The organism is Williamwhitmania taraxaci (assembly GCF_900096565.1).
GTDB lineage: Bacteria > Bacteroidota > Bacteroidia > Bacteroidales > Williamwhitmaniaceae > Williamwhitmania > Williamwhitmania taraxaci.
On sequence record NZ_FMYP01000010.1, the window covers coordinates 18,372 to 33,272 of the forward strand.

At 42.0% G+C, this 14,901-nt stretch carries 13 protein-coding genes; 3 read left to right on the forward strand and 10 right to left on the reverse strand.

Annotation, left to right across the window (positions count from 1 at the left end; genetic code table 11):
- Positions 1–113: 113 nt before the first annotated feature.
- Both BLS65_RS04070 and BLS65_RS04075 read right to left on the reverse strand, forming a co-directional pair.
- Positions 114–1,994, reverse strand: coding sequence for a sensor histidine kinase (locus tag BLS65_RS04070; protein ID WP_092436134.1), 1,881 nt, complete (start codon positions 1,992–1,994; stop codon positions 114–116).
- Between the two features lie 464 nt (positions 1,995–2,458).
- The gene (locus BLS65_RS04075; protein ID WP_092436136.1) at positions 2,459–5,683 is read right to left on the reverse strand and encodes a PAS domain S-box protein; all 3,225 of its coding nucleotides are present in this window, start codon (positions 5,681–5,683) and stop codon (positions 2,459–2,461) included.
- A 182-nt stretch (positions 5,684–5,865) separates the two neighbouring features.
- Here BLS65_RS04075 and BLS65_RS04080 point away from each other — a divergent pair, with 182 nt between their 5' ends.
- From BLS65_RS04080 to BLS65_RS04090, 3 genes are all read left to right on the forward strand, one after another.
- Positions 5,866–6,258 (forward strand): response regulator, encoded by a 393-nt coding sequence (locus tag BLS65_RS04080; protein WP_092436138.1) that lies wholly within the window; start codon positions 5,866–5,868, stop codon positions 6,256–6,258.
- A gap of 290 nt (positions 6,259–6,548) precedes the next feature.
- Positions 6,549–8,567 (forward strand): excinuclease ABC subunit UvrB, encoded by a 2,019-nt coding sequence (gene uvrB / locus BLS65_RS04085; RefSeq protein WP_092436140.1) that lies wholly within the window; start codon positions 6,549–6,551, stop codon positions 8,565–8,567.
- A gap of 13 nt (positions 8,568–8,580) precedes the next feature.
- Entirely contained in the window at positions 8,581–9,726 is a 1,146-nt protein-coding gene (locus BLS65_RS04090) for a DUF819 family protein (protein ID WP_170829991.1), read from the forward strand.
- A gap of 78 nt (positions 9,727–9,804) precedes the next feature.
- Here BLS65_RS04090 and BLS65_RS04095 read toward each other — a convergent pair whose 3' ends face one another.
- From BLS65_RS04095 to BLS65_RS04130, 8 genes are all read right to left on the reverse strand, one after another.
- Positions 9,805–10,251: a C-GCAxxG-C-C family protein gene (locus BLS65_RS04095; protein ID WP_092436144.1), complete on the reverse strand. Its 447-nt coding sequence runs from the start codon at positions 10,249–10,251 to the stop codon at positions 9,805–9,807.
- A gap of 57 nt (positions 10,252–10,308) precedes the next feature.
- Positions 10,309–10,824, reverse strand: a complete 516-nt coding sequence (locus BLS65_RS04100) for a cob(I)yrinic acid a,c-diamide adenosyltransferase (RefSeq protein ID WP_092436146.1) — start codon at positions 10,822–10,824, stop codon at positions 10,309–10,311.
- A gap of 9 nt (positions 10,825–10,833) precedes the next feature.
- Complete coding sequence (locus BLS65_RS04105; protein WP_092436148.1) at positions 10,834–11,253, reverse strand: acyl-CoA thioesterase; 420 nt, start codon at positions 11,251–11,253, stop codon at positions 10,834–10,836.
- 73 nt (positions 11,254–11,326) lie between these two features.
- Positions 11,327–12,394: a heterodisulfide reductase-related iron-sulfur binding cluster gene (locus BLS65_RS04110; protein ID WP_092436149.1), complete on the reverse strand. Its 1,068-nt coding sequence runs from the start codon at positions 12,392–12,394 to the stop codon at positions 11,327–11,329.
- A 26-nt stretch (positions 12,395–12,420) separates the two neighbouring features.
- Positions 12,421–13,110, reverse strand: coding sequence for a 4Fe-4S dicluster domain-containing protein (locus tag BLS65_RS04115; protein WP_092436151.1), 690 nt, complete (start codon positions 13,108–13,110; stop codon positions 12,421–12,423).
- A gap of 91 nt (positions 13,111–13,201) precedes the next feature.
- Positions 13,202–14,002, reverse strand: coding sequence for an Mrp/NBP35 family ATP-binding protein (locus tag BLS65_RS04120; RefSeq protein WP_092436153.1), 801 nt, complete (start codon positions 14,000–14,002; stop codon positions 13,202–13,204).
- Positions 14,003–14,004: 2 nt separating this feature from the next.
- Positions 14,005–14,409, reverse strand: coding sequence for an OsmC family protein (locus BLS65_RS04125; protein ID WP_170829992.1), 405 nt, complete (start codon positions 14,407–14,409; stop codon positions 14,005–14,007).
- Positions 14,410–14,549: 140 nt separating this feature from the next.
- Entirely contained in the window at positions 14,550–14,888 is a 339-nt protein-coding gene (locus BLS65_RS04130) for a NifB/NifX family molybdenum-iron cluster-binding protein (protein WP_092436157.1), read from the reverse strand.
- Positions 14,889–14,901 lie beyond the last annotated feature (13 nt).

Below are 14,901 nucleotides of genomic sequence, written 5' to 3' on the forward strand. Positions count from 1 at the left end.
CAATAGCCGCAACTAAGTCTCAATAGCGATAATTTCGAAACGTTTAGGGCAAAGCGTGCAGAAATAAGATCTAGGGGAATTACTGCCTAGATAATCATAGTCTTAATGTATGTCTAATAAATTCGGGGTAGGCCTACGAAGAAGGTTGTTTTTATTGAAGGTTCGCTTTCAACCCATAGGCTGGCACCCAATAGATCTGCAATTCCTTTTGCAATGGTTAATCCCAGACCGGAGCCCCCAAATAGTTGACTCTGGTTGTGGTTTGCCTTATAAAACAAATCAAATATTTTTTCTTTCTTCTCTAGTGCAATCCCAATTCCAGTGTCCTCGACGTAAAACACTACCGTTGAGTTCGATACAATAGCACCTATCTTTATCGTGCCTTCGGCAGTGAATTTTATGCTATTCTCAAGCATTTGTGAGAGCATCTCTTGCAACAACATGATATCGGTGAGAATATAGGCAGTTTCGTTGGTTGAATTGTTCTCTACGATTAGTTCTGTTTCCTTCGAGATGACATAAGTTCCTCTATGCTTTGTATAAACTTCAATTACGGAATCTAAAACGTTGCTTACTGTGGTTTTTTCGATCGTGGCTGAGAGGTTTCCGCTTTCAATCTTTGAGGCTTGGATCACATCATCGAGGGTACGCAGCAGCGCATATGCATTTTTAACCACTAGGTTCGAAAATCTGTTTTTTTCCTCTTCTGAAAGTTTTTCTTTTTTGATCAGTTCTGAGAATCCGATTACTGCGTTTAGGGGTGTTCTTATTTCGTGTGAGATGTTGGACAGGAATGCTGATTTTAGGCGATTCGCTTCTTCCTCTTTGCGGATGGCTAGTATTAGTGATTCTTTAGTTTCCTCCAACTCTGTTACCTGCCACTGCATGCGGGCCATGAAAAAGTTGAAATTTTCTGAAAGTGCTAAGATCTCTGTCGTTGGAGAATTCGTGGAAGTTCTAACGGATAGATCTCCTTCTGCTCCCTTTTTAAAAATGGCGATAAACCCAGTTAATGGGTTGGTTATATTGCGCGAAAGGTTTGTGCTTATTAAAATAGCTAAGACTGAAAGTAGGAGCATTAGCCCCATAATGATTATGGTAATTGTTCGTTGTTGTTTGTGTATTTCACTGTAAGGCACCGACATGCAAAGAGTCCAATTGTTTGATAGCCGCTTAAACGCAAGCATTTTTTGCTTTCCTTGGTATTCGTAAGTTAGGTTTCCTTCTCTCAATTTTTGTTCCGATATTTTGTCGATAATATTGCCGCTGTCAATTGTTCTCACTTTAATGTTTTGAAGCGTAGGGTGAAGAATCATTTGGTAATTTTGATCGACAATCCAGAAATACCCAGAATTAAAGGATTTGGCAGAGGCTATTTTTACTTTCAATTTGTTGAAGAAAAAGTCCGATCCAAAGACTGCGATAAACTGATTCTTTACCGTAAGTTTCCTTGCATAGCTGATAATCGTTTTGTTCCATGGCTTCCAATAGTATGGGTTAGTCCAGGTCTCTCCATCTTTCTGAGCATTTTTCCACCATGCGATATCGTATATTGTAGTGTCAATGGTCAATATGTTGTAATCGGGTTCGAAGGTGTAATTTCCTCGCTCGGTGGAGTCGAATAGGCTTAGTGCATAAGGCGGGTTTGTTGCTTTGGGATTAAATACAATCCAAAAGCTGTTGGGCTTGGCGCTTTTGCAGTAAGTCAACATAAATTTTGCCAACTTCTGTTTTTTGATCTGCTCCGACTCGGTTGGATTATCGTTCCAAATAGAGTTAATTAAACTTTCTAAAACATCGGAATACGATCGTATTTTACCAAGGCTTTGCTCTATTTCGCTAGAATATGCGCTAACCATTAACGTTAACTTCTCTTTTGCTTCGTTCTCGGTGTATTGAATACCCAAGATTAAACTTACACCACCAATAACAATTGCAGTAATAGTGGAGATGAGTATAAACCCGATATTTATTGTAGAGCGGAGGCTACGCATAAATATTATGTTATAAGTTAGGTGCGAAATATAAACAAATCAATGATGCAATTTGTGTGCTGATTAGTCTATTACATTAAAGCCCCTATACTTTTGAGGAAGTAATTCCTTCGGTCTATTATTCGTGCATATATTTTGTCAGAGGCGATACCGCTCGCCAATAAAGCAACCGGAGTGAATTTCCTTGTATAGGTTAGCATCTCCATTCATAGTCGACTACAGTATACTCAAAAGCACTTTATAAATGATTAGCCAAATAGTCTCCGCAGCAAAGTGAACTAATCGTGACAGCGTTCTCTTTTGGCATGATGGATTGAATTCTAGATGCTGCAAAAATATGGCAAGCCTTTGTGCAGTGAATCATCTTTTCAAAAAAAAAGAGATAATATCGTGTCTTCAATTAGCGCTGAAATATTGCATGTTACGAATTTTTTGGCATCGATTATTTTTCACTAGGATTCTGTTTATACAGGCAGTGTAACGTGAAACGTAGTTCCTTCACCTAGTCTCGACGTTACCCATAGTTGACCTCTATTCCGTTCAATGAATTCTATCACCAGCTTTAGTCCAAGTCCACTTCCGCGCTCCTCCATGGTTCCGGAAGTCGTATAATGGGTGTTCTTATCCATTATTTTCTCGATGGTTTCTTCATTCATTCCCAATCCGTTGTCGATTATTTGAATCTCGATAACATCGGGTCCTGCTATGATTTTTGCCTCAACATCGCCTCCTGGAGGAGTGAATTTTATCGCATTCGAAACTAGGTTGCGGATAATCAACTTTACCATTTCAAGGTCGAAGTTGGCTATTGCGTTTTTTGGACTGGATTCATGTAATGTAATATCTTTTGAAATGGCGGTACTCTTTACCAAGAGAAGGGTTTCTTTTATCACTCCACATACATCCTGTTTGTGAGGGGTAAATACTAACTCACCTTTTTGTGCGCGGGCCCAGCCTAATAGATTCTCCAGTAAATTGAAAGTCTCGTTTGTGCTGCTTCTCAATCCATAAAGTAGGTTGGTTATCGTCTCTGTATCGTATATCTGCCATTCACCAGCCAGTAGATCCGCAATTTGCTTTACGCTTGCTAATGGGCTCCTTAAATCGTGGGCAATAATGGAAAGCATTTTTTCCTTAGTATTATTTGCCGCTTCGAGTTTTATCTGGGTAGTCTTCAGATCGGTAATGTCGGCAATACTTCCAATTAACTCAGTGGTGATGCCATCCTTATTCGGTTGTGTCGATATGTTCATGGAAATATACCGAACTTCATTTGTTCTATTTGCGATCTTTTGCTCTGTTTTTACCGTTATCTTCTTTCCACTTTTCGCTTCTTTAAGGAGGTTGTCAAGTAGCGGCTGATCTCCTCCGTCTATAATTTTTTTGAAGGTGGTATAGGATGGATAGAACTCATTTTCTTTAAAACCGAAAATCCGGAAAACCTCATCGGACCAGGTCATACGTTTTGATTCCAGATCAATACTCCAACTTCCGACGTGGCCAATTTGTTGGGCCGCTTCAAGTTTCTTACGGCTGTCAATCAGAAGCGCTTCTGCCTCCTTTTGCTCGGTAATGTTTTCTACAATACAAACATACGATCGGATATTTCCTCGCCCAGTGCGCATGGGAGATATGTAAACTCGAGTAGGAATGGTTAATCCTGACTTGTTTATGAAGCGTTTTTCTATGGAATAGTTTTCTATTTGGCGGGTAAGCACTTTATGAGCCAGTTTGTTTTCGGTAGGAAGATCATCTGGGTGCGTAATCTCCATCCAAGTGGTGTTTTTAAGTTCTATATCTGTTATTCCTAGCAGTGTGCATAGCCTTTCGTTGTAATTTAACCATTCTCCATCAATGGAAATCTCTGCAAAGCCAACGAGATTGGAATCGAAGAAACTTCTGAATCTATTCTCTCGCTCCACCCGTTCGTGCTCGTCTTTTACGCGCTGCGTTATATCATTCGAAATGGCATAGCATATTTGTTTGCCTCTGAAGTTAAACGGATTAATCGATCCTTCTAGGTAAAAGGTCTCTCCATTTTTTTTGCGGTGAAGGTGGATTTTCTCTCTAGAATTTCCTTCCTTCATATCTTGAAAGGTTTGGCTTAAGGTTTTGCCTTCATCCGCAGTAAGTATTGCGTATTTTAATCCGAGTATTTCCTCCCGCGTGTAGCCATACTGTTTTGAGAAGGCTGGGTTGGTATCAATAATATTCAGTGTATCTGTTTCGAATACAACAATTGAGTCAATGCTTGTGTCGAATAATGAACGATATTTCTCCTCGCTTTCTGCAAGTTCTCGTTCCTTTTCGAGCAAATTGGTGAGGTCTTGAATGATTCCATTTACCTTCAAAACACTTCCTCCTATGGTAAAGGGATGGAGCTTCATAAGAACAGTTTTTTGCTTACCAAGTGCTGTTCTTATGGTGATAAGTTCTTGTGTATTCTGCTTGCTATCAATGCATTTCGAAAGAAGGGTTTTAAATACTGAGCTTCGGTAATCGCCGACAATTAACTGCAAGTCCTCTAAATTTGAGATGTCTTGTTTAGATGGTAATTCCAATATTCTAAAAGTTTCCTCCGACCAGGTAATTGTATTCGTTTCAACCGTGTATTCCCAATTGCCGATTCGTGCCAATTGCTGAGTATGGTTCAGAAGTTCCTCTTTTGCTACAAGTTGTTGTTCAATTTCTTCGCGCATGGCAAACTCTTGCATAAGCATCTGATTGGCATACTCAAGTTCGCTGGTGCGCTCTTTCACTTTTTGCTCAATGGATACAAACCCCTCTGCTAACTTTCTAAAAATTTCTTTTCGTTCCGAAAGAATGGTTACAGCAACTAGAATTGTGCTGCCAAGCACTAGCTGAAACTGCTGTATAGATAGGTATCGCATCGGAATATCAGCGATGTTGAACGGTGGTGCTGCATTAATCCCGCTATAAGCAGATAGGATGTATAGCGTTAAAACGCCAAGGAACGCTACTGCTCGAGGATATCGATATGCAAAGAATAGTATGGTTGGTATTGAGATAAATATCAGCGAATTGTAGGAGGTAGGTGAGGCTATTCGTTGCTTAAGGGAGAATTCTATGAACCCAAACACGATGACAAAAATAAATAGTTCAATCGCGTTCAATCGCGATAATTTGAGTTTTATTGGTTGGACTACTGTTAAAAATAGAGGAACAATTATTATGATGCTAATTAGGTGGCTTAACCACCATATAATGACATCGTTTTGTATCTGAATAAGAAAAAATTCTTTGGAGAAAAGGTGGTTTGTGTTGCCAAATAAAGCAGAAATTGCGGTTCCTATGATTGCTGCTCCAATAAACTTAAAGGATGTTTTTGTATTTGATATTATCGAAATAGCGGTTCTGGAACCAAGAATCATTTTTATAACTACTGCCTCCGATATATTACCGACGCCTACCAATAAGGCAAAAATGCCAATGCTAATATTGGGTGTGCCTATCGCTGTTACTGCCATACCATAGTTGGCGGCAACGGCAGCAACGAAAATTCCTGGTAATACTTTGTATCCAAAGTATAGTATGGCAAATACAACAAATCCGCTGGCAGGCCAAAAGGGGGCAATAATACCTTCGTGATGCCCCAATAGCATTGGTGGTAGCGCAAGCAGTAGATAGATTATGGCAGCAACAACGTTTCTCAGTATGTCTCTTTTCATGTCGTTAAATTACCAATGATTAAACAAATAATCTATGATCTTGGCATGCTTATTACACTAATGATCGTAAAATTATTACCAATGCAGAGTTTTGTGCTTTCTTCTTGATAGGCTTTCCTTAGATTTGTGATCTTGGTTTAATCATACGTTGGCAGTGCTCTATTAGGGGGGATTTGAATATTATGGCAGGAAAGTTAATTGGATATCACATACTATTGGTTGAGGACGATATCTCTAGTCAAATTCTTATTGAAAAGGTGCTGACTTATAATGGTGCATCGGTTGTTGCTATGGGAAGTGGCGAAAAGGCCATTGACTATTTGAAGGACGGGAATGTTGTGGATGTTGTGATTCTTGATCTGAAATTACCTCGAATGGATGGCTATACTGTTTTTAATGCCATCAAGGAAATGTTGCCTGCAGTGCCTATTTTTGCACAAACTGCCTACATTTATGGCAATGAGCCCGAAAACGTATTAGCTCTTGGGTTTGATGGTTATTTCTCAAAGCCCATCGATTTTGATAGGTTGGTGGATACCATCTTGATAACTAAATCCAGCCACTCCGCCAAGTAAAGAGGGCTGCTGCCCGGTGACTTGTTTTGTTCCTGTTTTTGATAACGTGAATAATTGCCAACTGAACCTAAGTAATGGGAGATTGAAGCATTGTCCTTATCGCGTTGAACTATCACTACACTATTCCGTTAGTTTTATTAACTTTCCGTGTTTTATTTGCTAGGCAACTATTCTTAGTAATCGGCATGTTATCATGTGATTATATGATGCAACAGTTTCATGTGTTGCAGTAAGCTTATAATAATGGAGTTGAAGTTGTAACGTACATTTCGGTTTTTATATACAGGAACGTGGATTATAAGATTGTTTCAGAATTTCTTCCCACCGGGGATCAGCCCACGGCCATTGAGGGGCTGGTGCAAGGGTTGGCCGCAGGCGAACATTTCCAGACTTTGCTCGGCGTTACGGGATCGGGAAAAACATTTTCCATAGCCAACGTAATTGCTCAAGTCAACAGACCAATGCTTGTTTTAAGCCACAATAAAACTTTGGCTGCTCAACTTTATTCGGAGTTTAAGTCTTTTTTTCCGGAGAATGCTGTGGAGTATTTTGTCTCCTACTACGATTACTATCAGCCGGAAGCTTATCTTCCTACTACCGATACATACATCGAAAAGGATCTTGCTATTAACGACGAAATTGAGAAGTTGCGTTTAAGTACTACCTCTGCGCTTCTCTCTGGCCGCCGCGACGTTATTGTGGTTTCGTCGGTTTCGTGCCTCTATGGTATTGGTAACCCCGAAGATTTTCATTCAAATACAGTAGAAATGGCGATTGGAAGCACCGTTGGTCGTAACCAATTTCTCCGGCTCTTAGTCAATGGGTTATATTCTCGCAATGAAGTTGAATTTAGCCGTGGAACTTTTCGCGTTAAAGGCGATACGGTGGATGTGTTTTTGGCCTATGGCGATTTGGCCTACCGAATTATCTTTTGGGGCGATGAGGTGGAGGCGATACAGTCGTTCGATCCTATTTCTGGACAAAAGTTAGGGGATTTTGAGAAGGTCCTAATTTATCCTGCAAGTATATTTGTGACCACAAAGGAGCGGATGCATGGCGCTATTCGCCAAATTCAGGACGATATGGTAAAGCGAGTAGAGCAGCTGCGCGCCTTCGATAAACCATTTGAGGCAAAACGACTTCAACAACGGGTGGAATACGATTTGGAAATGATAAAAGAGTTGGGATACTGTTCTGGAATCGAGAACTATTCTCGCTATTTTGATGGAAGGCTACCCGGAACTCGTCCATTCTGCCTGCTCGACTATTTTCCTGCCGATTTTATAACAGTTGTGGACGAGAGCCATGTTACCCTATCGCAGGTAAAGGCCATGTATGGCGGCGATCGCTCGCGAAAGGAAAATCTTGTAGAGTATGGTTTTCGTTTACCAGCAGCCATGGACAATCGACCCTTGAAATTTGAGGAGTTCGAGACGCTGGTGGGACAGACTATTTTTGTGAGTGCCACTCCTGCTGACTATGAACTGGCCAAGAGCAATGGGGTGGTGGTGGAGCAGGTTATTCGGCCTACCGGGCTTCTTGATCCAATTATTGAGGTTCGTCCTAGCCATAATCAGGTGGACGACTTGGTGCGCGAAATTCAGGAGGTGGTGAAGCGGGATGAGCGGATTCTGGTTACCACCCTTACCAAACGTATGGCGGAGGAGTTGAGCAAGTATCTGGTAAATATCAATACCCGATGTGCCTACATTCACTCCGATGTTGAAACCCTCGACAGGGTAGAGATTCTGGATAACCTTCGAAAAGGAATATTCGATGTGCTGGTAGGGGTGAACCTTCTTAGAGAAGGGTTAGATTTGCCCGAAGTTTCGTTGGTTGCAATCCTCGATGCCGACAAAGAGGGTTTTCTTCGTTCATCCAGGGCACTTACCCAAACGGCTGGTCGTGCAGCTCGTAACATCAATGGGAAGGTTATAATGTATGCCGATAAGATTACCAAATCGATGCAGCAAACCATTGACGAAACTACTCGGCGAAGAGAGATTCAGCTTGCTTATAATCATAAAATGGGTATTACGCCCACGCAGATTCAAAATACAACCAAGATGCTGTTGGCAGGTAATCGCCCAACCGGGATTAAGGGAAAAGGATACGTTGAGCCCGAAAAGGTTAGCGTGGCTGCCGATCCAGTTGTCTCCTACATGAATAAGGAGCAGCTGCAAAAGACTATTGCTAAGGCCAAGTCGAATATGGAGGCTGCTGCTAAGAATTTGGACTTTATTGAGGCTGCTCGCTACCGTGACGAAATGTATGAATTACAAAACTTGGTGGCCTCTCGCCAGACATAGTTGAGAAATGCCCATGAACACTTTCCTTCTTATCCTTGTCTACTTCGGTTCGCCCATATTAATTCTAAACCTCTGCCATCGAATCCCTTTTCTCAACAAGTTAGGGGCAGTAATTGTGGCTTATATGGTTGGCTTGCTGATGGGCGTGCTTTGGGTTTCTCAAACCGATGCCGGAGCCATAGCCAATGCGGTTAGTTCCGTTACGGTTCCGTTGGCCTTGCCTTTGCTTCTTTTTTCGGCACAGTTGAGCAACTTGAAGGGGATTGCGCTAAAGGGGGCGATTGCTCTTACGACAGCTATTGTGGCCGTTTTTATCGCTGTTGTTGGAGGTTACTTCTTATTGCGAAATGGAGGAATGTCCGACCTTTGGAAATTGTCGGGCATGCTGCTTGGCGTATATACCGGAGGCACTCCCAACCTAGCATCCCTTAAGTTAATGCTCGATGTGGACCCCAATGTATATATTCTTGCGCACTCCTACGATTTGATTGTATCGGCAGTTTATTTGGCTTTTGTTATGACAGTTGGTCCTCGGTTCTTTCGGAAATTCTTAGTCCCATTTAAGCATGAGGGACCAGTTAGCCTGGAACTTGATACCAATGGTAGCGACCCATACTGGGGCATCTTTAAGCGTGAACATTTTTACCCACTCGTAAAAGTATTTGGGGCGGCCCTCTCTATTCTTGCCTTAGGTGTTGGACTGTCCTTACTTTTTCCGGAACGATTGCAGGTCGTGTCTGTTATCTTAGCAATTACAACGCTGGGCGTTCTGGGTTCCTTTATTCCTCGCCTTTCAAAAACGCCTTATACTTTTGAGTTGGGGATGTATTTTATTCTTGTGTTTAGTGTTTCGGTGGCCTCTATGGCTGATTTTAGTTCACTCCAAGGTGTTACGCCTCACCTCTTTATTTATATGACGTTGGTGGTGTTTGGTGCTCTGTTTTTGCACCTCCTTTTTGCAAAACTATTCAAGATCGATGCCGATACCTTAATTGTGGTTTCTACTGCACTGATATGTTCGCCACCCTTTGTTCCCATGGTGGCCAGTGCTATTAAAAATAAGCGGGTAATCCTAGTTGGAATAATTGCCGGACTTGTTGGCTATGCCATCGGGAACTATTTGGGATACTTTACTGCTTTGGGCTTGTCTAGTTTTTAGAGTTCTTTATTTTTCTCAAATCTTTTGCTTCTGGATTTTTTAAGTATTTGGCACTACAGTCTGAGTTACATCACATGGTTATGGATTGGGCGTAGTAATCATATCGTATAGTAAACCAGCCACATCACCGATAACCCTACGGCAAATGATTTTGTGGTGTTGGCGCTCCGCTACTTCGGCTTCTGTAGCGTGTTTCTTTAGTAGCTCAAAGCAGTTGCTTGTTTCATAGATATCTTCAACCATTTGGTTAAGGTCGCGCACTTTTTTGTAGGAAAATAACTTTGTTTCCATATCCTTGGGATTAGCATTTCCATAGGCTAGCCCAAGCACCATAAAGCCACCGGTTACAGCTCCGCATTTCTGGCGTAAACGGCCCATTCCCGCGCCAAAGTTGGCCGAAATAAGTTTGGCCGTTCTTTCGTCGAGGTTAAATTGCTTGCTATATGCCAGCAAAATAGATTGCGAACATGCATATCCCTCATCAAATAGCGATTGGGCCTTGTCTATATACTCTTGTTTTTTCATTTTTATTGAAAAGTTGAAAAGGGGTAAACGATGAAAAGCGCCATTAACAACAGATGGTTAGAATTCTATACCCTTGCGGGCTTTAACTCCTGTGTTGTAGTAGTGCTTGATTTCTTTCATTTCGGTTACCAGATCGGCAAACTCGATTAAATCATCAGTGGCATAACGTCCGGTGATAACTATTTCCATGCTTAACGGTTTTCTTTGTAGTATTTTAATGAGTTCCGTCGATGTGAATAGTTTAAAGAAAATGGCAATACATGCTTCGTCGAGGATGACAACGTCGTATTCCCCTTCGGTAATTACCTTTTCAACGGTGACTAGGCCATGCTGGGCGGCTTTAATATCCGCTTCTGTTGGGGCGTTTGTAATAAAGCAGCCACGTCCATATTGTTCTACTTTAATCGTCGGGATGAAGCGGTTTATTGCCTCAATTTCAGAGTAAATCTTTCCTTTGACAAATTGAGCAAAGAAAACTTTTTTACCTGCTCCGGCTGCTCTGAGAGCCAGCCCAAATGCTGCAGTGGTTTTCCCTTTTCCATTGCCCGTATAAAGTTGTATATAGCCTTGCATTCCTGATGTCTATTTAGAGGTTGGTGTCGTTTTCTCTATTATGGCATTCATTACAAATTGAGGTGCTGGGCATGGTTTTTGGCTTTCTCTTTTTACAAAAGCGAGCATGGTTTCACCGTAATTTATTAGCTCTCCTTTTGCGTTTAATATCCTGTAAGCGAAATTTATTCGTGCCCCTTTTATTAGGTTTAGATGAGTTTCAATGGTGAGGATGTCGTCGTAAAGTGCTGGTTTTAAAAACTTGCTCGACATGTCAACTACAGGTAGCATGTAACCCGATTTTTCGAGATGGTTGTATGGTATGCCAATGCTACGAAATAGTTCCCAGCGCGCTGTTTCATAGTATCGTGCATAATTTGAATGGTGAACATATCCCATTTGATCGGTTTCCGAATAGTTTACCCGGATGATTGTGCTGTGCTGAATCATTTTTAATTAGGTGTGAATAATCTTAGTCTAATTGTATTTACTTACATCTTTCTAGTTGAAGATGTATCCGATTCTATTCTGTTACTAGTATGCTAGGTTTTTCTGGTTTACCTATGAACTCTCCATCTTTACCCTTGTATTTATCTTCGATGGAGAATGTAATGCCCAGCTTTAGGAGAAGCGGTTCTACTGCCACTTGATGCATCTGCAAGCCAATATCCCACGGATTATAGCCTAGCAGCAATCCGGCTAACTCTTCGTAGGTGAGTACCGGAATACCATAGCCGTTTTCGCCGTAGGTTTTCCCCTCCTGCTCCGAAATTACATACTGCCATCGATCGAGAAAGAAGGTGCAGCCGGGACAGTTCGCAATTATTAGATCGGGCTTATAAGGCTGCATCGAATCAAATTTCATCTTTGAGTTTGTGAGGGAGTAGCCTCGATTCGACTTTAAAAGATACTGCCGAAAACCAAAACCACAGCAATGTCTGCGCTCTGGGTAATCAACTTGGGCACCACCCCAATCATCTATCATTCCTGCTAAAACGTATGGGTATTCTGCGCCACCAATTCCTTTGTCCGGGAATATCTTTGCATAGTGGCAGCCGATATGGTCCACTATCTTTAGGGGTAATCCATTGCTAGCGTTTACCAATTTATAAGCTGCTTTTTCGGCTATCTCCTTTCGGAATTTATAGATGATATCGCTTGCATGAACTAGGTTCTTAGGAATGTTAAAGGTGCGTCCAGTTGCACGCATAAGCGCCTCCCTTGTTTGCGTTTCTGTTTCGGGAAAATGTTTCCAAGTTTCGAGCACCTCGCTGTATATTCCAAACGAGGTTACGCAGGAGCATACAAAGTTTTCGTAACCCGCCTCAGTCATCAATGCGAAGAGGTTTGCCACAACGGTCATGGTGGTTTCTAACGGAATTATTCCGGAGTGGTAGGCTATCCCCGTGCAGGTTGTTTGGCGGGCATCGTCGTAAATATCGAGGTGCAATTCATCTCTAAGAATCTTCAGGAATAACTCTTCCGCTGCAGGGAAGAAGTTCTGACGAATACAGCTGCGTGCAAAATAGTAATGGTTGCTGGCTATCTCTTTGTTGTATTCCGCCCATTGTTGGTTTATCCTTCGTGCCATAACCTTGATCGCTTTTTATTGAAAGATTACTCTTGTTGGTTATAGAGGTATTGAAAATAGTCGTCTTTCCCATGGCTGAATTGGATACCCAGTTCGCCTGCTTTCTTTGCAGAGAGATCTTCTATTTTTTTGAAGCGTTCAGTCGCGCCAGTTTCCTCAAATATTCGCTGAAGGTCGTTCAGCGATTCCTGTGGGATTTGTCTGAGCGTACCGCTTGCTTTTTTCTGGTAGCTGGTTCCCAAACGTTGAAGGATGCTTTGGCGATTTTCTTTAAGCCAATCCCAAACGGGTCCTTGCTCGGGATACATATCTGTATCAACTTCATCAATATAAACGCAGTAGCCATATTTGAGAATATGGTCACCTACGGTGCGTTTTATTGCCAACTGTTTTTGCCCTTGAACGCTTTCGGTAAAATAGCCTGTTTCGATGGATAACGCTCTTAGGGCTTGTATGATGTAGCCGGGGGTATTTCCTCGTGGACATCGAGTTTTGCATGAGAGACATTCACCACAGTACCAAATTGTATCGGATTTTAGCAGCTGTTCTAATTCTGCTTCGTTGTGCTGTTGTACCGTATCTACAACTAGTCGAGGATCGTAGTCCCAAACGCTAGCTGCTGGGCAAATGGCTGTGCACGTTCCGCAATTGATGCAGGCTGTTAACCCTTCACGGTAGCGTAAATCTTTCTCGAGTGCGTTATAAAGCGTTGCCATTGTTCCTTCGTTTGGTTTGCTATTATTTCAGACTTGAATATTAGTATTTCAAGGGGAGTGTTACTTATATCCCCTTGAATACCAGTCTCAATTATACTTCCACTGCAGACAATACCTTCTCTGCAAGGTCTTCGAATGCGGTTACTACCGATTTTTCTGTTTGGCTGAAAACGCTCATTCCCTTATCGGCAGCAGCCCCGACCTCCATCACGAGCGGAACTTGTCCTAGCAGCACCGAGTTTATTTCGGTGGCAAGTTTAGCACCACCACCTTCACCAAAAATGAAATACTTTTCGGTAGGGTGTTGCTTAGGTGTAAACCACGACATGTTTTCTACTACCCCAATAATTGGTACTTCAATTCCAGCGGTGACGAACATTGATGCGGCTTTACGTGCATCGGCAAGGGCTATTTCCTGCGGGGTGGTTACAATGATTGCTCCGGTGAGGTTTAGCGATTGGGCAATGGTAAGCTGTATGTCGCCGGTTCCGGGCGGAAAATCAATTACCATGTAGTCAATGTCGCCCCATTCGGTAGTTTCTAGTAACTGTTTAATGGAATTAGCAGCCATGGGACCTCTCCAAATAAGGCCTTGGTTAGGTTTTGTGAAGAAGCCAATGGACATAATCTTTACTCCGAACTTCTCAATGGGTATTATTTGCTCCTTGTCGCCAAGAACCGATACCGGAGGGCGTTCATCTCTAATGCCAAACATAGTTGGAATGGATGGCCCGTAGATATCGGCATCGACTAGTGCCACCTTCATCCCATTTCGGGCTAAGGCTATCGCAAGGTTGGCCGAAACAGTTGACTTTCCAACGCCTCCTTTGCCAGATGCTACCACAATAATGTTTTTTACTGTGGGCATCTTAATTTTTTCGAATGGTGTCATGATTATATAAAGTTGATTTCGTGTGTGATTTTAATGCCTGCTTGCTTGAAGAGAACGCCAACGGGGCAGGTGCTAAGGGTTACTTCAATGCATTTTTCAATCTTTTGCGGCTCTTCCTTTGTCTCAATAGATAAAATGAAGTGGATGTCGGTGATGGTTGCTGCCCCATCTTTTTGCTCTGCATTTGCTTCCACCTCCATAATGCTGAAGGAGAGTCGCATTTTTTCGGCAACCATAGCAAATATAGTTCCAACGCAACCACTAAAGCTCATCACACAAAGTTCAAGCGCCGTAGGGCCGCTGTTGATGCCGCCTTTTGTTTCGGGTAAATCAATTACCATGCTGTGATTTCTTCCGTTATCAACTACGGATTGAAATTTTCTTGTCCAAAGTGAATTTGATTTCATCTTAAGTTTATTTTGTAATTTATGTTGCTTGTAAATATGATTATCGTGTTCTTTTTGGTTTTGGATGAGCGGCATTACCCTGCTATCCAATCATTAGTGATTTTACAGTAACACGCATCGAGATGAATCCATGCTGTAAGTTAAATCTCTTTCAACTCTCCTTTTTTGTAATGCTCGTAAGCCTCTTTAACGGTCATATTCTGAGCGTTGATAAAGATTTTCATGTTTAGCTGTTTGAGAGCTTGTGCAGCGTTTTCGCCAGGTCCATTGCCGGTAATAAGCACATTGGGCTTAATATCATACAACTTTTGTGCTGTAGCGGTTCCTGCTCCGTGTGCTTCATCCTTAATTGCGCTGTTATCAACCGACGCAAGCGCTTGTGTTTCCTCATCGTAAATAACGATAAATTCTGTTCTTCCAAAACGGGCATCAATCATTGATTCCCATGTTGTTCCTGTAGCGGTAAATGCAACTTTCATGTGCTTAAATATT